The sequence below is a fragment of the Salinispora sp. CH2A1_6 genome (assembly GCF_056820975.1).
The window spans coordinates 290000-307276 of record NZ_JBXEDG010000012.1 but is presented as its reverse complement, the minus strand read 5'-3'; the positions used below and the strand labels follow the sequence as shown (position 1 = coordinate 307276).

Sequence of the window (17277 nt, the reverse complement as noted above, 5' to 3'; positions counted from 1 at the left end):
GCCGCGTGACATGGTCACTCGTCAGCGTCGGCCGCTGCGGCTTCTGTGTCGGTGGGGCCCTGTCTCCGGGTGGGAGTTCCGCCGGAGCGGTCGTCGCGGGGCTCATCGGTAAACGGTGCGACTTCGCTGGCCGGGTCGCGCCAGTGCGGCTTTCGACGCGCGTACAGCAGCAGTGGGGTGGTGATGATCAGGGTGGCCAGCCCGATCAGCAAGCCGAGGTAGAGGGCGGGGCTGCCGACGCCGATCTGGCTCGGCGGTACGAGGCTGGAGGCGAGGGCGAGTGTCGAGGCGACGAAGCCGGCTCCGCCGATGATCCACATGCCGGCCAGCCCGCCGGGCACCCGGTATGGCCGTGGTTGGTCGGGTTGGCGATAGCGAAGATAGATCGCCGAGGCGAACATGATCAGGTAGACGACCAGGTAGAGGAGCCCGGCGAGCTGGCTGAGGATCTGGAAGGCCGCCTCCACCGATGGCATGAAGACGAACACCACCGCCACGGCACTGACCGCCGCTGCCTGAAGCAGCATGATCCGGATGGGCATCCCGTTTTTGTTGGTGGCCTGGTAGGAGGGGGGAAGGTAGCCGGCTTTCGCCACTGCCTGTAGGGCGGTGGATGGCCCGGCCACCCAGGTGACAATGCCGGCCAGGACGCCGATCGCGAGTGCGAACGCCAGAATCGGCGTGGCCCAGGACAAGCCAAACCGGTGGAAGACGTCGATAAAGGTGATGAGCAGGGATTCGGTGCTGCCGGTCTCACTTTTTGGTACGACGAGAGCGATCGTGAGGGTTCCCAGAATGAGAATCGACGCTGTTCCCACCGCCGCGATCAGAATAGCTACCGGGTAGCCCCGATCGGGGTTTTTCACATCCTGGACGTGGACCGCGTTCATCTCCATGCCAGAATAGAAGAGAAAAATGCTCGCGGCGAGCGCCAGGTTGTTTATACTGCTCAGGTCGGGAATCGCGGCACCCCAGTCCAGTTGGATCTGAGAGGTGCCACCGGAGACCAGGTAGGCGGCGCCGAGGGTGACGAGGGCGGCAGCGGGGATGATCGTTCCGACAATCCCACCCCACTTCGCGAGTCGGGTGAAGGCGGCTACCCCGCGGGCGGCGATGGCGGTCGCGAGCCAGTAGACCGCAAGCACGGAGAGCAGCACGTAGAGCTGGTTGCCGGAGAGCTTCTCGTCGACTGTGGCCTGTGGACCGGTGTAGGCCAGAGAGATCGCGGCGAAGGTCAGGACGAGCGGGAACCAGATCGTCACCTGCGCGATAAGCAGGAATATGGCCAGGAACCCCCAGCGGGCCCCGAACGCCTCTCCGGCCCACCTGAACACGCCGCCCTTCTCGGGCCATCCGGTGGTGAGTTCGGCGGCGACAAGCGAGACCGGAATGAGGAAGAAGGCGGCCGCGAAAAGGTAGAAGAAAGCTGCGCCCAGTCCATACTCGGCCTCGGTCGGCGGGCCGTCCAGGCTGAGTACCGCGACGATGTTGAGCATCGCCAACCCGACAACGGTGATTCTCGCTGGGCTGTTGGCCGATGGCATTACGTCTGAGGAAGCCATCACGACCCCCGGCGGTAACCAAGCTCCGTCCGACCTACCTTACGTGCGCGGCCGGCGTGCGATCGCTGATTCGGGAGGTAGAGCATGCGCAGCTGGGCGGAGGGGGTCATCACCCTCGGGGGCGTGCTCTCCGCCTCCCGGCACGCCGTGCTCGGCAACCAGCGCGCCGCTTATCCGGACCTCGACTCCAACGCGTCGAGGTCCGCTCGTAGCCGCACTCCCTGCCGGAGGGCGGCGGCAAGTAGGAGGACGATCGTGCCGGTTATCAGTGGCGTGAGGGAGAACGAGAAGACAACCTCCAGGATTCCGGCGGCTGCGGAGCGGGCGACGATTGCCTGGTGAGCTGCGAAGCTGAGTAGCTGAACGCCGCTGCCACCAATCGCCACGATAAGCCCGATGTGGACGACGCGGCGGGTGTTGGCGGTGGTGAAGACCTGCGGCACCGTGCTCACTATGCGCCACAGCAACCAGAGCACCCACAAGATCAGCCCCTGGGTGGCGAGTCGCGGCCCGGCCAGGCCGATCCGTTCGGCCCAACTCGGCGCCAGGATGGAGAGGCCCATCGACGGAGTGAACAGCTCCACCGGTGGTAGCCCGGTCGCCGCGTCCCGGGTGCCGTCGGACGTTTGCGTCCAGGTGAACAGTTGAGGGTACGCGTACCCGGAAGACTGCTGCCGTTCGGCGAACCCATCTCCCGGCCGCACCTCTACCGACGGCACCGGCTGCGGCCCAAATGCCCGCGACAGGCCGGGGTCCAGGTCCAGGCCGGACGGGCCGACCGCGGTCGGCCACACGCCCAACGCCAGCACGGCCGCGGCGGCTACGCCAAGTAGGCCGGTCAGCAGGCGCACACTCGCCGTCGTCATCGCGCTCACCCGTAACTCCCCGCTCCGCTGGGTCCAGGGCCTCCAGGGATCAGTCACGATAGCGGCTCGGCAATGACCTGTTAACCCCTAAAGCATCGAACAAGCGCGAATTGACCGAATCTCACCTTCGGCCCACAATCGATCTCGCGTCGCCTGCCGACCATCACCTCGACACCCGGGATCGGAGCCCATGACTGACTCGCCCAAGTCCGGCGACTCTCCTGCGGAGGGGCTCGCTGCCAACACACCCTCGCCGGCACCGGATAGTGACGGCGACAAACGGCCGGCCGACGCGGTGCGGGTCCAGCGTCACGTCGAGTGGCGTGAGCGTGCGAGTCAATTACTCCCGGTCCGACTGCGGCGTCAGCACCTGATTGTGGTGGTGTCCCTGGCGGTTACCCTGTCCGCGGTCGGTTTCAGTGCGCTACAGGACGCACCGGTGGAGCCAGCGCCTACCGACGTTGCGGCCGAGAGGCCCCCCAGCACCGAACCCGCACCGACTACCGCCGCACTCGCACCATCCCCCTCTTCGTCCCCGTCCCCGTCTGAATCCGCATCCGCATCCCCCTCCCGGTCGCCGGCAGGGGGGGCCGCGACCAATGCTCCCGCCCCCTCCAGTGCACCGACACGAACCGTGTCGGCATCGTCATCACCGGCCAGGCCCAGCACCGGTTCGACCCAGAAATGCAGCACCGTGCAAGAAGTCAAGCTGTGCTCGCGCATCGTCGGGTCGGGGCCGTTCAAGCTGGAAACGTCCATCTACTCGCCCGGTGCGCTGACCGGAACGTGGGTGTACAGCACCGGCGTCGAGGGCGATGGCGGCGAGCCGACCGACGAGCTCGTTCACTTGGGCGATCTCCGGGCAGGTAAGTCGTCATGGACGACCGACTGTGGCAACTTCACGAGCATGTGGAGCAGCTTCATCGGGCACAATGAGACGATAGAGACGGAAGCGGTGACCTGTCCTTAGTCATTCCGGTCGGTAGCGGTTGGCCTCCGCGGCGATGCGCCGGCACCGAGGCTCAGCGTGAGTAGTACTCGACGACGAGTTGTTCCTGGCAGGTCACCGGCACCTCGGACCGTAGCGGCAGCCGGACCAGTCGTACGGTCAGGTCGGCGAGGTTTGCCGCCAGGTAGGGCGCGGACTTTTCCGTAGCGTGTGCCCCTGCCGCCGCGACGACGAAGGGTGCCTTGGTGCGGCTGCCAGCCGCGACGGCGATGACGTCACCGGGGCGCAACCGGGCCGAAGGTCGGTCGACCCGGCGTCCGTTCACCGTGATGTGTCGGTGGGTGACCGCCTGTCGGGCCTGGTAGATCGTCCGCGCCAGTCCGGACCGCAGGACCAGTGCGTCCAGTCTGGTCTCCAGGTCGGCGATGAGGGCCTCGCCGGTCTTGCTCTCCAGCTGGGCGGCCCGGGTGAATGCCCGCCGTAGCTGTCCTTCATTGACGTGGTACTGCGCCTTCAACCGCTGCTTTTCCAGAAGCCGGATCTTGTAGTCGCTGGTGCTCTTTCGAGCTCGGCCGTGCTGGCCGGGCGGGAAGGGGCGGCGCTCGAAGTAGCGCACGCACTTCGGGGTCAGGGGGATGCCGAGGGCGCGGGAGCGCTTGACCTTGGGGCGGGGATGGTTCATTCTGCACCTCTCTAGTAAGGTAAGCCTAACCTAATAGGAGGTGCCAGGTTGAGCAACACCCACCCCGAGGCTTCCGCGCAGCGGCTGCGGACGATCGTCGCTGCGGCCACCTCGCTGGAGCTGCGGACGCCCGGGCACCGAGCCGACCTGATCAACCGACACACGCTCGGTCCGCGCGGCCGGATCCGGATGGACCTCCCGGTCAACAGTCGGTTAGCCACCGACATCGCCCGCCAACGCGAGGTCGCGGCGGTCGCCGAGATCACCGACGTGGCGCCGACGCCGGTCCGGGAGCGCGTCCGTGGTCGTGGCACCTTCAGCGGTTGGCTCACCCCGGTCGCCCTCGGCGACACCGGCGAGAGCGAGGACCTGACTGTCGAGTTCGACCTCGCCGCCGTCGAGCTCAGCGTTGACGGAGCCACCACGACAGTGGACCCGGATGACTTCGCCGCCGCCGAACCGGACCCGCTCGCCGCCGAGGAGGCGGAACTCCTCTGCCACCTCGACCGCCACCACCCACGTACGGTCGAATCGCTCTGCCGTCTGATCGCACCACGGCACCGGTACGGCGTACGGCGGGTCGTTCCGCTTCGCCTGGACCGGCACGGACTGGTGCTCCGGCTGGAGCGGGCGAGCGGCCACCGCGACGTCCGGCTCGGGTTCACCCCGGCGTTGCGCCACCCAGACGAGCTCCGCGAGCGCATGGCCGCGCTGGTGGAGCGAGGTGCCGCCTGCGGCCGGCGTTCCCGGATCCGGTGATCGGCAGCCTCGTCACCCGCCAGCCGCTGAGTGGGGGATCAGGCGGGCCAGGCTGAGCGGACGATCAGACCGAGGGAATTCCGCACTCCGCCGCTGGCAGGCCGCAGGTGGCTGCCGGAACGGCAGGTGCGGCCGCCGTGCCGTCGGGCGAGCCGCCGGACCGGTGCGGTGTGGCCTTGGCCAGCAGGTCCCGCAGCCCCGCGGTGAGGTCGGCGCTGGAGGTGACCCGGCGGGCGAACGGCAGCCGGACATCCAGATGGCTGTCGGGTGCCTCGGCGCGGAGCACCACGCCGTCAGCGTCAATCGCAACCGGCACGACTCGGGTCGCCCTCGCCGTCAATTCCGGGTTGACCAGGGTTGTGAGCTGCTCCACCGCGTCCCGGTGGTGCCGGGTCAGGTGCTGCAGGTGGGTGGCTTCGACAGTGGCGAGCGGATCCGGGCAGGTCGCTCGGTAAGCGCTGGCACCCACCAGGGCTTCGTCTTCGCCGCTGGTGACCGTGACCTCGACCGGTTCGACCGTCCAGAGCGCGACGGGGGGCAGGTCGAGCAGGGACATCACCGTGTCGGCGTCGCAGGACTCCAGGTTCGCCGGGTCGAATCGGTGCGCGGTACCCGTTACCCGCACTCTGGCCCGGACTCGGGAGCGAACGGCGACCGGGACGAGCTGGGTGACGTCGAGTTGCACCTCTCCGCGTCGCCCACGGGCCGCCACCAGCAGACCGCCGGTCGGGCTCATCGCATCAACCGCCAGGATCACCGTGCCGTCGGGCAGCACGGCGTGCGACTGGATCAGGTCAATCGCGGTGTCGCCGAGACGCAGCCGCAGGGACGTGGCGGTGGAGAGAGCGGAGCGCGAGATCACCGCATGGTGGTCGGTCGGCAGGATGCGGGTGCCCGCGAGCGCCGTTTCCGACATCGCCCCAGGGGCGAGCGCCGAACCGGTCAGACTCGCTGGCCAGTCGCCTGGATGGAACGCCATGTAGTCCCCTCGGCCATGGAAGTGAAGTGAGCTCGGCCTCGGGACTCGACTCTAATAGGTAAGGCTAACCTTGCCAAGCGCGCTGCTCGGCTGCCGATGTCGCAGGTGAGGCAGTTCACCGTGAGCCAGTCGGCGCCGGGGGAGCCGTCGAGGGTTGCGGCGGGCTGACCGAGCACACACCAAAGCCCCCGGCTGCTACGCCGAGGGCTGTGGGTGGACCGGTGCGCCGGGTGGTCAGGCGGGACGGTAGGTGAGGCAGTCGCTGGCGGTGGCGCCGGGGCCGACGGTGATGGACTCGGCGGTGCAGGCCAGGTTGGTGTTGAAGGTGCACTCGGAGCGGGCGCAGGCGCCCACCGCACCGGTCACCTCGGCGACCCCGCCGGAGACGGTGGACTCCACGAACGTCGCGCAGGACGCGGCGTCACCCGCCGAGGCCACGGTGATCGCGGGAGCGTGGCAGCCGCCGTCGTTGAAACTGCACGCCGTGGCGGCGCATTCGCGGACTGGGGGTGACTGCAGCAGAGTCTTCATTGATGCCTCCAAGGCCGTGCGGGCCGGCAGGCCGGAACGAGCCAGCGCGGCGTAACAAGGTGTCAGTCCGTATTGCCGCAGCGGCGAGACGTAAACGTGGAGCCGGTGAGGTCTGCGGGCTTTTCCAACGCCAACACTGTAGCAGTAAACCTCACCCGGTAAAGAATAATCATGTTTCGTTGTTTGCCGCACCTGAGCGGAGTAAGTAAGCCTTACCTAGGTTAGGTAAGTCTTGCTTTGCCTGCTCGCCAAACCTAGCTGTAGCCGTTGATTCGGCGTTTTACTTCGGCAATTTTAGGCAGGATGTCGGCCGAACTCCGACCCGTTTGAGTGATGGCCGCCCACGGACGTGCGAAGGGCCGTCGGGTACGGGTTTCGGCCCTCACGCGTACCGGCGGTGGTAGAGCCGGGTGGCCACCGGAGCCGCCACGCCGAGGATCGCGACCCACCAGAGCACCGCGTACCAGCCGGTGTTGCCGACCGGCAGCCCGAGCAGGAGCGCGCGAACGGTGTCGACAACCAGGGTCACCGGTTGGTGCTCGACGAAGCCGCGCAGACCGTCGGGGAGCGTCTCCGGCTGGACGAAGGCGCTGCTGGCGTAGGGGCTGAACATGAGGATCAGGCCGAGCCCGCTGGCGCCGTCCGCCGACCTGGCGACCAGGCCGAGCACGGCGGCGACCCAGGCCAGTGAGAAGGCGAAGAGGAGGAGCGTCCCGGCGACCAGCACCCAGTCGAGAGCGGAGCCGGCCGGGCGGAATCCCACGGCGAGTCCGAGGCCAACCATGGCGACCAGCGAGATCGCCGCGCGGACGACGGCGGCGACGACGTGACCGATGATTACCGCGGAATCCGCCATGGCGATCGTGCGGTACCGGTCGACCACGCCCTCCTGCATGTCGGATTGGACGGCCGCACTGGTGGAAACAGCGACCATCGTGACGCCGATGACCAGAATGCCGGGGACGAGGTAGTTGACGTAGGCGGTGGTTCCGACGTCGATCGCCCCACCGAACATGAAACGAAACAGCAGCAGCAGGGTCGCCGGCAACATGAGTGCGGTGAAGAGCTGGTCGGGGCTACGGGTCAGGTGCTGCAGATGGCGGCCGATCAGGACGAGGTTGTCGTTGATCGCCCAGTACAGCTTCGTTCGGGTGTCCGACCGGGCGACGCCCTCGCCGGTCTGGGTCTGGCTGGTCATCGGAGGGCTCCCAGCTCGTCGTTGGGCTCGCGGCGGGCGGGCATCGAGTCGGCGTCCGGAGGGTCGCTCGCCCGCTGGGTGAGGGCGAAGAAGACGTCGTCCAGGGTGGGCTTGGTCAGCGACAGCGAGTCGATCGCCAGGCCGTGCTCGGCGAGAAGGTCGAGTAGGTGCCTGACCCGCGACGGCCCGTCGATCGCCAAACTGATCGTTCGAGTCTCCGGGTCGCGGGTGAGGCCCGGCCCGACGAGCAGGTCGCCGGCCCGGCGGAAGTCCTCGGGGCCGCTCAGCACGACTGCCACCCGTTCCCGGCCCATGCCTTGTTTGAGCTGGTCGGCGGTGCCCCGGGCGATGATCCGGCCGTCGTTGAGGACGGCGATCTGGTCGGCCAGTCGGTCGGCCTCCTCCAGGTACTGCGTGGTGAGCAGGATGGTGATGCCCTCGCCGAGTAGCTGCCTGATCGCCGCCCACAGCACCGCCCGGCTGCGCGGGTCGAGGCCGGTCGTGGGCTCGTCCAGCAACAGCACGGGTGGGGTGACGATCAGGCTGGCGGCCAGGTCCAGCCGGCGCTTCATACCCCCGGAGTAGGTCTTGACCGGCCGGTCGGCGGCCTCGGTCAAGTCGAATCGTTCCAGTAGCTGCGCCGCCCGGCGGGTGGCGTTGGTCTTGCTGAGCTTCTGGAGTCGGCCCAGCAGCACCAGGTTTTCCCGGCCGCTGTGCAGCCGGTCGAGTGCGACGAACTGGCTGACCATCCCGATTGAGCTCCGCACTCCGTTGCGTCGCCGCGTCACGTCGTAGCCGTTGACGACGACGGACCCGCGTGAGGGCCGGGTGAGCGTGCTCAGCGTCTTCACCACGGTGGTCTTACCGGAGCCGTTGGGGCCGAGCAGGGCCAGCAGGGTGCCCCGGCGGACGTCCAGATCCACCCCCCTGAGCGCCTCGACCCTCCCGTAGTCCTTTCGGAGGCCCCGAACCTGAATCGCGTATTCGTGGTCCATTTCCCTCACACCTCTCCTGTCGCTGCTTTCCGACGGTGGCGGTGCCAGTGCCGGCACAGGGCCGGACCGACTTCCGACGGGCGCGGTATATGGCCTAGACTGCATATGACCCAGGCTGCATATGAGCCAGACGGTTTAGCCAGAAGGTATATGGCCTATATGGATGGCTATACGCTATACACGGTTAGCGTGGGGTGTCAACGGAAGGGCGGCACGATGGGTTCCGAGCAGACTCCGGCGGGTGGTGGGTCACGCACCTTCGAGTTCCTCTGGCGCGAGGGCGACCGCCCGCGCAGCAGCCCCGGGCCGAGGCCCGGGCTGAGCACCACCCAGGTCGTCGTGGCCGCCATCGCGATCGCCGACGCCGACGGAATCGACGCCGTCTCCATGCAGCAGGTCGCCAAGCGGCTCGAGGTGACCCCGATGTCCCTCTACCGCTACGTGCCGAGCAAGAAGCACCTGGTGGAGGCCATGTTCGACGAGGCCTCCGGCGCGCCGCCCGACCTCGACGCGGTGCCCGGCGGCTGGCAGGTGCGGGTCGAGACCTGGGCAATGGCCCTGTGGAACCGCTACCAGGCCCACCCGTGGATGCTGCGGGCCCAGGTCAGCCAACCGATCGGCCCCCACCAGCTGGCCTGGCTCGAGGCGCTGCTGGCCGTCATCAAAGACATCGGCCTGACGTACGAGGAGATGATGTCGCTCGCCCTCTTCCTCACCGGTGCCACCCAGGGCCTGGCCCGGATCTCCACCGACCTGGCCCGGGCGGCCGGCGAAGACGACCTGATCTCCTTCGGGGAGGCGCTGGCCGCGGTGGCCCGCCCGGACCGCTTCCCCACCCTCAGCGCCCTGCAGGTGGCCGGCACCTTCGACCTCCCGGGCGGCCCCGCCGACGGGACCGCCCGGGAGGTCGAGCCCAACCTGACGTTCGGTCTGCGGCAGCTGATCAAGGGCATCGAGGCCCACGTCGCCGCCCGCGCGGAAAGGGGTTAGCCGCTGCTCGCCGCCCTCGCCGCACTCAGACGCGCAGCTCCTCCAGTGCGGTGCTGGCCCGCAGGAAGAGTAGGCCGACGCCGACGGCCGCCAGCAGCGCCACGAGGCCGCCGACGCCGAACAGGGCCACATCGACCAGGGGGAACGGCACATTCTGGACGATCCGCGGTGGCTCGCAGTCACCCGCCGGGCAGACGCTGAAGTCGTAAGCGGTCACTGTTGTGCCGAAGAGGCCGTACGCCAACCCGGTGCCCACCGCGAGCGCGAGCAGCACGCCCAGCGCCGCCGGCGCCATTGACTGCCAGAGCACGGCTCGGGTCAGGGTGCCACGCCCGACGCCGGTGGCCACCAGTGCCGCGTACGCCCGTCGGCGCGAGGTGACCGACTCGGTGAGGGCCACGACCAGGCCGCCGGTAGCGATCAGCAGCCCGACCGTGATCGCCAGGTTGACCAGGTCGAACGACTGGAAGTAGAAGCTGTTGTCCGAAGGTGAGTAGTCAACGCCCTGCGCCGCCGCGGAACGCCGGTGCATCTCGGCCCGCAGCGCGAACTCGGCGGCGAACGACTCGCGGATGACCGCCGCGCCACCGGCCAGCACGAGGCAACCCAGCAGCGCGGCCAGGGTCCGGCTGCCGTTCCACGGGTCGGCCATCAGCCGCCGGGCGGCTATCAGGCCGGCGGGTCGGCGGGCGAAACGGTGCAGCAGCCGCCCGATGCGGTACGAAATCCAGCCGGTGCCCAGCACCGTCCCGACTGTCGCGGCGAGCGTCGCGAGCAGAACCAGCAGCAGGAACACCTCGGGCGGCAGGGAACCGAACCCCCGCTGTAGCGGGACGACCCGCCTCGGCCAGCAGCGCGTTGCGGTACTGCGGGGACAGATTGTTGCCACCGTTCGCGACTGTGGGGATCGCGGCCACGGTCAGTGCGGCCAGGACCCCCAGGGTGGCCAGGCCGGCGGAGAAGCCGGTCAGTAGCACCCGCGCCGCCTCGGTACGGGTGCCGGAGAGCGCCAACCGCAGCAGCGTCATCGGTCTCATCGGACCGCTACCTCGACGCCGAAACCGCTCGGGTCCACCTGACCGTCGCGGAGCGCGACCTCGCGGTCTGCGTACCCGGCCTCCTGCGTGTCGTGGGTGACCAGCAGCACGGTGGTGCGCTGCTGGCGGGCAACCCGTACCAGGTGGCTGAGCACCTGCTCGCCGGTGAGCAAGTCCAGTGCACCGGTCGGCTCGTCGCAGAACAGCACCCGCGGCTCGCGTCCCCGGTGCCTCGACCGGAAGCCGGTCGACAGCATCGGACCTTGTCGCGCTCTCGGTACTCGACCAGATGGCACGTGGGTCAAACCTGCTATTAAACCTATGTCCATCTATCTACTGCTAGCCTCGGCGTACCTTGAGCATCGAGGAGGATGAATGTTAGGACGTCGCGCGTCGGCCGTCGCCGCCATCATGATCGTGAGCCTGACGGTGCCGGTCCAACCAGCCGTGGCCGCCCCTTCCAACGACATGCCCTTCGGATCTGCGACCACTGTCGGACTCCACAACACCTATGAGCAGGGGGCCTTCGACTATCTGGCCGAGGCGCTGGATACCGGCACCAGCCTGATCGAGATCGACATCTGGCCGAACATCTTCACCAGGAAGTGGAAGGTCAGCCACGACGAGCCACTGAGTAACAACAACAACTGCACCACCGGGTCGACCCTCGTCGACCTCTACGCCGGTAGCCGGAACAAGCACCTCAGCGACTGTCTGGACAACATCCGGGTCTGGCTCGAAGCCCACCCGGACAGCGGTCCCCTAATGCTCAAGATCGAGCCGAAGATGGGCCTCGCCACCGCCTTCGGCATGGGTGTCGACCAGGTTGACAGCCTGGTCCGGAGCCGCCTCGGCGATCGTGTCTTCCGCCCCGCCGACCTGCTGGCCAAGCCCGACGGCGGCTGGTATGACTCCCTCGACGAGGCGGCCCGGCTGGGAAACTGGCCCACCCGGGAGCAACTCGCGGGACGGGTGTTCCTTCACGTCATCCCCGGCACCGTGGAGAACAACAATCCATTCGACTGGTGGCCGACCAACGAGCAGTACGCTGGGCACCTCCGTGATCTCGCGGCAGCAGGAGAGATCGAGAATGCGCAGATCTTCCCCGCCGCCAGGGGCGCCGCCAGCGGCGACCCCCGGGACCAGTACGACGCCGACATCCGCCCCTGGTTCGTCGTTTTCGACAGTGGGGCCTCCGGGTGGTTCAACCGTGACACCACCTGGTTCGCGGAGAACAACTACGTGCTGGTGATGACCAGTGCGCACTCGGTGGCGCCCGCCATCAGCAGCACCAACCCCACCGAAACGGAGGCCCGCGACCGGCTGCTGCTCCTGGCCGGCGCCAACGCCAGCGTCATCACCAGTGACTGGACCCAGCTGCCACAGATCCAGTCGATGGTGGTGCCGCGCGGGGTGCAGGGCGAGACTCCGTAACCGCCCTCGTTCTGGTTGGCGATGGTCCGCGGCGTGCCGGTGGCGATGCCTGTCGCCGGCACGCCGCGGACCGGGCGGAACTTACCCCGCCGCGGCTCCCCGGACGGTGGCGAAGCTGGCCACGTGGTCGATCGCCATGTCCAGCGCGCGGGCGAGTGGACGGCTGGACCGGTAGGTGTTGCTCAACAGCAGCCCGCCCTGTAGTGCAGCCATGATGGCTTCGGCCAGTGCGTCCGGATCGGCATCCGGCCTCAGCTGTCCCTGGTCACGCATCGTGGTCAGCCCCATGAGCAGTGGGGATGCCCACGCGGTGAAGCACTTCTGCAGCACGACGCGATTCTCCGGATCGCCGTCGGCGAGTTCGCCGGCCAGGGACCCGAGCGGGCAGCCACCCACATTTTGGGCCTCGTCGCGCGCCACGACGAACTTGTCGCGCCAGCGGCGCAGGCCGGCCAGGGAGTCCAGCTGGTCCAGCTCGGGGCGCTGCGCCTCCACGATTCGATCGGTCTGCTGCCATGCGACCGCTCGGAGTAGATCTTCCTTGTTCGCGAAGTAGTGGTACAGCTGCGACTTACTGGTCCTGCTCGCCGCCATCACATCGTCGAGGCTCGTGCCCGCCGCCCCGTGCTCGCGTACGAGGTTGGCTGCGGCCGCCACGATGCGGGTCCTGGTCGCCGCTCCCCGGGCGGTCAGCTTGGGGGTGCGCTGCGCGGTGGTCATGGCGCAAGCCTAGCAAAAACTGGACTTGCTGGTCCAGTTTTTGCCTCCTAATCTGGACCAGTCAGTCCAGTAACAGGGCGCCCGGGGCGCCGGCGCGATAAGGAGAACGACGTGGCTCGTCTCAATAACGGACAACGCTTTCCGAACCTTCAGGTCCCCGCGGTCGGTGGCGGCACGCTCAACCTGCCCGACGACCTCGCCGGTCAGTTCGGTGTCGTGCTGATCTACCGTGGATCATGGTGCCCGTACTGCAACGCACAGCTCGCGGCGTTCCAGCGGGCCAGCGACACCCTCACCGAACTCGGCGTACGGGTCGTCGCGCTCTCCTCCGACGACGAGGAAACCTCCCGCCAACTCGTGGCGAGTCGTCGGCTCGGCTTCCCCGTCGGACACAGCGCCGACATCGCCACGGTGGCCGAGGCGACGGGCGCCTATGTCAATGACGAACCGCACCACCTGCAGTCGACCGGGTTTGTCCTCGCGCCCGACGGCACCGTGCTGACGGCCGTCTACTCGAGCGGAGCGATCGGTCGCCTGGTCCCCGACGATGTCGCCGGCCTGATCCGCTACATCAACGAACACAGCTGACCGCCCACCGGCACCCAACTCAGCTGCCGCATCCAGTCGATCGTGGGTTCCGCGCGGAGCTCACTGTTCGTCGGGATTCTGGTAGCGGTAGGTGTTGGGGTTGACCGCCGCCGGCTTGGGGTCCTCCTGCCAGGCCCCCTCGCCGGGGCGGGCGATCAGTGAATCCAGCAGTTCCTCCCGGTCCATGTCGACCGCACCCTCGATGCCACCTCGTACGGCCATCTGTCGCAGGTCCTCCGTGTCCAACTCCGGTATCGGACGCGCCATGGTCGCCTCCCTCGACGTTGGCTGGCGGCTGCTCTACCCGGTTGAGCCGAACTTGAACCGGGCTTGTCCTGGTTGGCTCTGTGACGGAACGTACGGAATTCTCTGTCACAGTCGAGGCTGCTACCTCGCCCGTCCGAATTAAGATCCACAACTATGCGAAACGTCGTCCTTGTTCCTGGATTCTGGCACGGCACCTGGTGTTGGAACCTGGTCACCGAACAGCTGGCCGCGCGCCAGATCCCCTCGATCGCTGTCGACATGACGGGGCAAGGGCTCGAGGGTCCGTCGCCCAACGCCCGGTGGAGCCGCCCGTTCGATGCTGCCGCCTTCGCTACTGAGCCGTCCGCTGTCGCCTCGGTCACGGCAACCACCGCGGCCAAAGCCCTGGTCGAACGCCTGCGTCTGATCGGGGGTGGCGATCCGAGCGTGGTCGTGGCACACAGCATGGGCGGGGTCGTCGCGACCCTGGCCGCAGAGTTGGAGCCGGAGCTCGTCTCCCACGTGGTCTACGTCGCCGCCCTGGTGCCGGTCGCCGGCCTGCCTGCTGGCGCCTACGTGACCAGCGATGAGAACGAGGGCGAGTTGGGCACCGCGATGCTGCGGGCGGACCCATTCGCTGTCGGCGCCTCGCGGTTGGACACCGGCGACGCATCCGGCCGCCAAGCTATCCGCGAGGCGCTCTACGACGACGTCCCGTTCGGCACTGTCAACGCGGTGCTCGACTTGCTCAATTCGGACGCGCCGGTGGGTATCGCAGCCGAAAGCATCACCGTGACCCCCGAACGATTCGGTGCCCTCCCCCATACCTATGTCACGTGTAGTAACGACCGTATGGTCCGGCCACCACTGCAGCATCGCTTCGTTCGCGAGATCGACGAAATCTCAGCCACCCCAACCACCGTGGTCCCGCTCGATTCCTCCCACTCGCCCTTCCTGTCTCAACCCGCCGCGCTCGCGGACACCATCGCCGCAGTCTGGAAGTGACTCGGCCTGCTCGACCGTCGTTGCCACACCCCCCGGAAGCCTCCGTCGCGTCGCCCTCGTCCGGTGCGGCACCGCGCGGACGGGAGCGAACCCCGACCGAGCCGGCATGAGTGGGTCGTCCATCTGTGCCTGCTCGCCGGGCGCTACCCGGGCTTGCCGAGGTGTGCCAGCGCGGTCGAGCGGCGATGATTGGACACTTCGCGAATTCTCGTTATGATGGTGGCATGGCGACTGTCGACGTGTTCAAGACGCTGGCCAGCGAGCCTCGACTGCACATCCTGCAGTGGATGAAGCAGCCCTCCCGGCACTTCACCCAGCAGGACGACATCGACATGGTCGCGACGGGTGTCTGCGTCAAGCAGGTCGCGGACAAGCTGGGGATGACCCAGTCAACCGCATCGCAGTACCTGGCGATGCTGCTACAGGCTGATCTTCTCATTGCGGAACGTATCGGTAAATACACCTACTACCGTCGCAATGAGGCGGCGATCGCTCGGTTCGTCGCAGCGATGAACCGCGAACTCTGATCAGGCGGGCGGTCCGGTCCCGGTCATCGCGACCGCGGACCGAGTGCCTGTCGTGCGCATGCCTGTATCCAGACAATCAGAAATTTCGCAAAGTGTCGAAACGAAGGAGCAGTCCGTGACCACCGCATCATCCAGAGTGACCTTGCAGGTCTACCTGTTGGCACTCACGAGCTTCCTCGTCGGCACCTCGGAGTATGTGATTGCCGGCCTTCTCGATGTGGTCGCTGCTGATCTCGGCGTAACCGTGTCGACTGCCGGCCAGCTCATCACCCTGTTCTCGCTCACCTACGCTGTCGGTACGCCGATCGCGCTCGTCGCTGTCGCCAGGATGGATCGTCGTACGCTCCTGATCGGAGCACTGGGCCTGTTCGTTGTCAGTAATGTGGCCTCCTTCCTGGTGGAGGGCTTCTGGCCGTTCGTGGTCGCGCGCGTGTTCATGGCACTCGCCGCCGGCGTCGCGGTGGTGACCGCACTCACGCTGGCAATGAAGATCGCCCCGGCGGAGCGGGCCGGCCGCGCGATCGCCACCGTGGTGACCGGCTTCACCGCCTCCCTCATCCTCGGAGTGCCCGCGGGGCGGCTGGTCGCCGAGTGGTTCAGCTGGCAGACCGTCTTTCTCGGTATCGCGGTCGCGACCCTTCTCGCCGCTGGCACGCTCCGGTACGCGCTGCCCCCGGTCGGAGGCGACAGGCCGGTGCCGGTCAGCCGTCAGCTGGCACTCCTCAAGAACCCTGCCATCGTGCGTGGCCTGTCGATCACCTTTTTCTGGCTCGGTGGCTACTCGGTGGCCTACACCTACCTCTCGCCGTACCTGATCGAGGTCTCCGGTGTGCCCGCCACGCTCATCAGCGGCGCGCTGCTCGCGTTCGGCATCGCCAGCCTGGTCGGCTCGAAGGCCGGCGGCTTCCTCACCGACCGTCGGGGCGTGCTGCCGACCCTGCTTGGCGGCATGGGTCTGCACCTGGCCGCGCTCGTGGCGCTGTCGTTCGTGAGTGGATCGATGATTCTCGTCCTGGCAGTTCTCGTGATCTGGTCGGTGGCAGCATGGAGCACCGGGCCCACACAGCAGTTTCACCTCGCCACCATCGAGCCGGAAGCATCTGGCATCCTGCTTGGACTCAACCAGTCAATGATGCAGCTGGCCATGGCTGCCGGGGCAGGGCTGGGCGGACTGGCCGTCGCTGGTCTGACGCTTGAGTCCGTCTCGTGGATCGGGGCGGCCGGGGTCGCGGTGGCGATCGCCATCACGATCATGGGAGCCAAGGCCGGTTCGGCAGCACGAACCCGAGCTACCTCGTCTGTCGACTCCGTCCCGTCGGATCAGCCTCGCGCGGGCGCGGCGGGTGTGGCGTGACCTCGGGCGGTGAGCGAACGGCACGATCAGGCTGGCGTTGACCCAGCACGATGGGACCTACCTGGTGCGAGTCATTCGACCGGTTAGGTCCCGTCGTGCGCTCGGCGTGGGGGTCGTCATCGGACCCCCGTACGACCAGCCTGACCGAGGCGGTCCGGCTGGTGGCCTCCCGGTAGTCGGCCGGACGCCGCCGGGCACTGCTGGCCCCCGAGGTGACCCGTCAGCTCGTGGACAGGTACGCCGCGCCCAGGCCGGGGATCCGCCAGTACCCCGACCTGGGCGTCCGTCAGGTGTTGAGGTACGCCAGCAGCTGTGCGATCTGGTCGGCACGGGACTCCCGGACCCGACGGGCAAAATCCCTGACTTCCGGGTTTTCTCCCTCTTCCTCCGCCCACTGGGACATCTCCACCGCGTTGTGCTGGTGAGCGACGAAGAGGTTGATGAAACTCCGGTCGAAGTCGGCCTCCGGTGCGTTCCTCAGCGCGGCGATCTGCTCGGGCCCGGTAGCCGGCAAACCGCCGTGCTCAGCATGCGCGGCCGGGTCATGATCGACCGCTGCCGGCCTCGACCAGGTGTCGAGCCACGATCTCATCAGGGTGACCTCGTCTTCCTGGGTGGCCTGGACGGCAGCGGCCAGTGTCTTGATCTCCGCCTGTTGCGCCCGCGTCCCCGCCAGCCCGACGAGTTCCAGGCCCTGCCCATGGTGGGCGATCATCATCTGTAGGTACATCACGTCGGCGGCGTTGTGGGGGGTGCTGATCTGGACGGCTTCGGAGGTCGGCGCAGGGGGCTCCGACCTGCTGGACGAGGTGCCACAGCCGGCCATCCACAGTGCTGCTCCGGCGGCTGTCAACA

General features: G+C 67.7%; 20 protein-coding genes and 1 pseudogene. 8 read left to right on the top strand and 13 right to left on the bottom strand.

The annotated features are described in order from the left end of the window. Nucleotides 1-14 precede the first annotated feature (14 nt). The 3 genes from gadC to AC1UKG_RS16950 form a co-directional block, all read right to left on the bottom strand. A complete protein-coding gene (gene gadC, locus AC1UKG_RS16960; RefSeq protein ID WP_482642870.1) occupies nt 15-1562 on the bottom strand; it encodes a glutamine/gamma-aminobutyrate antiporter GadC in 1548 nt (515 codons plus the stop codon). A 170-nt stretch (nt 1563-1732) separates the two neighbouring features. Continuing rightward, nucleotides 1733-2428, bottom strand: a complete 696-nt coding sequence (locus AC1UKG_RS16955) for a DUF2975 domain-containing protein (RefSeq protein WP_482642871.1) — start codon at nt 2426-2428, stop codon at nt 1733-1735. 363 nt (nt 2429-2791) lie between these two features. Next, on the bottom strand, nt 2792-3121 hold the full coding sequence (locus AC1UKG_RS16950) for a hypothetical protein (protein ID WP_080641997.1): 330 nt from the start codon (nt 3119-3121) through the stop codon (nt 2792-2794). A 1-nt stretch (nt 3122) separates the two neighbouring features. Between AC1UKG_RS16950 and AC1UKG_RS16945 the strand changes: the two genes are divergently transcribed. After that, nucleotides 3123-3398: a hypothetical protein gene (locus AC1UKG_RS16945; protein ID WP_475890436.1), complete on the top strand. Its 276-nt coding sequence runs from the start codon at nt 3123-3125 to the stop codon at nt 3396-3398. Nucleotides 3399-3450: 52 nt separating this feature from the next. On the opposite strand, the gene rpsD is transcribed toward AC1UKG_RS16945, so the two are convergent. Beyond that, complete coding sequence (gene rpsD / locus AC1UKG_RS16940) at nt 3451-4059, bottom strand: 30S ribosomal protein S4 (protein ID WP_018815216.1); 609 nt, start codon at nt 4057-4059, stop codon at nt 3451-3453. A 48-nt stretch (nt 4060-4107) separates the two neighbouring features. On the opposite strand from rpsD, the gene AC1UKG_RS16935 reads away from it, so the two are divergent. Continuing rightward, a complete protein-coding gene (locus AC1UKG_RS16935; protein ID WP_029124941.1) occupies nt 4108-4818 on the top strand; it encodes a DUF2470 domain-containing protein in 711 nt (236 codons plus the stop codon). A 64-nt stretch (nt 4819-4882) separates the two neighbouring features. Here the strand turns inward: AC1UKG_RS16935 and AC1UKG_RS16930 are convergent, their stop codons facing one another. The 4 genes from AC1UKG_RS16930 to AC1UKG_RS16915 all read right to left on the bottom strand — a co-directional run bounded on the left by AC1UKG_RS16930 (nt 4883) and on the right by AC1UKG_RS16915 (nt 8521). Next, on the bottom strand, nt 4883-5734 hold the full coding sequence (locus AC1UKG_RS16930; RefSeq protein WP_018815217.1) for a DUF2470 domain-containing protein: 852 nt from the start codon (nt 5732-5734) through the stop codon (nt 4883-4885). 297 nt (nt 5735-6031) lie between these two features. Further along, complete coding sequence (locus tag AC1UKG_RS16925) at nt 6032-6328, bottom strand: DUF1540 domain-containing protein (RefSeq protein WP_018732065.1); 297 nt, start codon at nt 6326-6328, stop codon at nt 6032-6034. Between the two features lie 382 nt (nt 6329-6710). Continuing rightward, nucleotides 6711-7526 (bottom strand): ABC transporter permease, encoded by an 816-nt coding sequence (locus tag AC1UKG_RS16920; protein ID WP_018745636.1) that lies wholly within the window; start codon nt 7524-7526, stop codon nt 6711-6713. Then, nucleotides 7523-8521: an ATP-binding cassette domain-containing protein gene (locus tag AC1UKG_RS16915; protein ID WP_482642872.1), complete on the bottom strand. Its 999-nt coding sequence runs from the start codon at nt 8519-8521 to the stop codon at nt 7523-7525. Before AC1UKG_RS16915 ends, AC1UKG_RS16920 begins: the two co-directional genes overlap by 4 nt. Before the next feature lie 216 nt (nt 8522-8737). On the opposite strand from AC1UKG_RS16915, the gene AC1UKG_RS16910 reads away from it, so the two are divergent. Next, nucleotides 8738-9511, top strand: coding sequence for a TetR/AcrR family transcriptional regulator C-terminal domain-containing protein (locus tag AC1UKG_RS16910; protein WP_029124937.1), 774 nt, complete (start codon nt 8738-8740; stop codon nt 9509-9511). 25 nt (nt 9512-9536) lie between these two features. Here AC1UKG_RS16910 and AC1UKG_RS16905 read toward each other — a convergent pair whose 3' ends face one another. Together AC1UKG_RS16905 and AC1UKG_RS16900 are read right to left on the bottom strand one after the other, a co-directional pair. Then, nucleotides 9537-10400, bottom strand: coding sequence for an FtsX-like permease family protein (locus AC1UKG_RS16905; RefSeq protein ID WP_482642873.1), 864 nt, complete (start codon nt 10398-10400; stop codon nt 9537-9539). Between the two features lie 144 nt (nt 10401-10544). Further along, nucleotides 10545-10766 (bottom strand): annotated as a pseudogene (locus AC1UKG_RS16900) (ABC transporter ATP-binding protein); the annotation flags it as partial. A gap of 193 nt (nt 10767-10959) precedes the next feature. Between AC1UKG_RS16900 and AC1UKG_RS16895 the strand changes: the two are divergent. After that, nucleotides 10960-11982 (top strand): phosphatidylinositol-specific phospholipase C domain-containing protein, encoded by a 1023-nt coding sequence (locus tag AC1UKG_RS16895; RefSeq protein WP_482642895.1) that lies wholly within the window; start codon nt 10960-10962, stop codon nt 11980-11982. Between the two features lie 81 nt (nt 11983-12063). Here AC1UKG_RS16895 and AC1UKG_RS16890 read toward each other — a convergent pair whose 3' ends face one another. After that, on the bottom strand, nt 12064-12702 hold the full coding sequence (locus tag AC1UKG_RS16890) for a TetR/AcrR family transcriptional regulator (protein WP_482642874.1): 639 nt from the start codon (nt 12700-12702) through the stop codon (nt 12064-12066). A gap of 111 nt (nt 12703-12813) precedes the next feature. Here AC1UKG_RS16890 and AC1UKG_RS16885 point away from each other — a divergent pair, with 111 nt between their 5' ends. Continuing rightward, on the top strand, nt 12814-13290 hold the full coding sequence (locus AC1UKG_RS16885; RefSeq protein WP_482642875.1) for a peroxiredoxin family protein: 477 nt from the start codon (nt 12814-12816) through the stop codon (nt 13288-13290). A gap of 60 nt (nt 13291-13350) precedes the next feature. Here the strand turns inward: AC1UKG_RS16885 and AC1UKG_RS16880 are convergent, their stop codons facing one another. After that, nucleotides 13351-13557 carry a hypothetical protein gene (locus AC1UKG_RS16880; protein ID WP_029124934.1) on the bottom strand — a complete coding sequence of 69 codons (207 nt, stop codon included), beginning with the start codon at nt 13555-13557 and terminating at the stop codon, nt 13351-13353. A gap of 153 nt (nt 13558-13710) precedes the next feature. Between AC1UKG_RS16880 and AC1UKG_RS16875 the strand changes: the two genes are divergently transcribed. The 3 genes from AC1UKG_RS16875 to AC1UKG_RS16865 all read left to right on the top strand — a co-directional run bounded on the left by AC1UKG_RS16875 (nt 13711) and on the right by AC1UKG_RS16865 (nt 16422). Next, nucleotides 13711-14541: an alpha/beta fold hydrolase gene (locus tag AC1UKG_RS16875; protein ID WP_018745627.1), complete on the top strand. Its 831-nt coding sequence runs from the start codon at nt 13711-13713 to the stop codon at nt 14539-14541. A 224-nt stretch (nt 14542-14765) separates the two neighbouring features. Next, nucleotides 14766-15068 carry an ArsR family transcriptional regulator gene (locus AC1UKG_RS16870; RefSeq protein ID WP_018745626.1) on the top strand — a complete coding sequence of 101 codons (303 nt, stop codon included), beginning with the start codon at nt 14766-14768 and terminating at the stop codon, nt 15066-15068. A gap of 136 nt (nt 15069-15204) precedes the next feature. After that, entirely contained in the window at nt 15205-16422 is a 1218-nt protein-coding gene (locus AC1UKG_RS16865; protein ID WP_018815223.1) for an MFS transporter, read from the top strand. A gap of 286 nt (nt 16423-16708) precedes the next feature. Here the strand turns inward: AC1UKG_RS16865 and AC1UKG_RS16860 are convergent, their stop codons facing one another. After that, nucleotides 16709-17248 (bottom strand): DUF305 domain-containing protein, encoded by a 540-nt coding sequence (locus AC1UKG_RS16860; RefSeq protein WP_482642896.1) that lies wholly within the window; start codon nt 17246-17248, stop codon nt 16709-16711. Between the last annotated feature and the right edge of the window lie 29 nt (nt 17249-17277).

Coding starts and splice junctions, on each gene's coding strand:
- AC1UKG_RS16925 (WP_018732065.1), bottom strand. CDS start 6,328: ATGAAGACTCTGCTGCAGTCACCCCCAGTCCGCGAATGCGCCGCCACG.
- gadC (WP_482642870.1), bottom strand. CDS start 1,562: ATGGCTTCCTCAGACGTAATGCCATCGGCCAACAGCCCAGCGAGAATC.
- AC1UKG_RS16895 (WP_482642895.1), top strand. CDS start 10,960: ATGATCGTGAGCCTGACGGTGCCGGTCCAACCAGCCGTGGCCGCCCCT.
- AC1UKG_RS16890 (WP_482642874.1), bottom strand. CDS start 12,702: ATGACCACCGCGCAGCGCACCCCCAAGCTGACCGCCCGGGGAGCGGCG.
- AC1UKG_RS16880 (WP_029124934.1), bottom strand. CDS start 13,557: ATGGCGCGTCCGATACCGGAGTTGGACACGGAGGACCTGCGACAGATG.
- AC1UKG_RS16870 (WP_018745626.1), top strand. CDS start 14,766: ATGGCGACTGTCGACGTGTTCAAGACGCTGGCCAGCGAGCCTCGACTG.
- AC1UKG_RS16910 (WP_029124937.1), top strand. CDS start 8,738: ATGGGTTCCGAGCAGACTCCGGCGGGTGGTGGGTCACGCACCTTCGAG.
- AC1UKG_RS16930 (WP_018815217.1), bottom strand. CDS start 5,734: ATGTCGGAAACGGCGCTCGCGGGCACCCGCATCCTGCCGACCGACCAC.
- AC1UKG_RS16875 (WP_018745627.1), top strand. CDS start 13,711: ATGCGAAACGTCGTCCTTGTTCCTGGATTCTGGCACGGCACCTGGTGT.
- rpsD (WP_018815216.1), bottom strand. CDS start 4,059: ATGAACCATCCCCGCCCCAAGGTCAAGCGCTCCCGCGCCCTCGGCATC.
- AC1UKG_RS16920 (WP_018745636.1), bottom strand. CDS start 7,526: ATGACCAGCCAGACCCAGACCGGCGAGGGCGTCGCCCGGTCGGACACC.
- AC1UKG_RS16955 (WP_482642871.1), bottom strand. CDS start 2,428: ATGACGACGGCGAGTGTGCGCCTGCTGACCGGCCTACTTGGCGTAGCC.
- AC1UKG_RS16860 (WP_482642896.1), bottom strand. CDS start 17,248: ATGGCCGGCTGTGGCACCTCGTCCAGCAGGTCGGAGCCCCCTGCGCCG.
- AC1UKG_RS16915 (WP_482642872.1), bottom strand. CDS start 8,521: ATGGACCACGAATACGCGATTCAGGTTCGGGGCCTCCGAAAGGACTAC.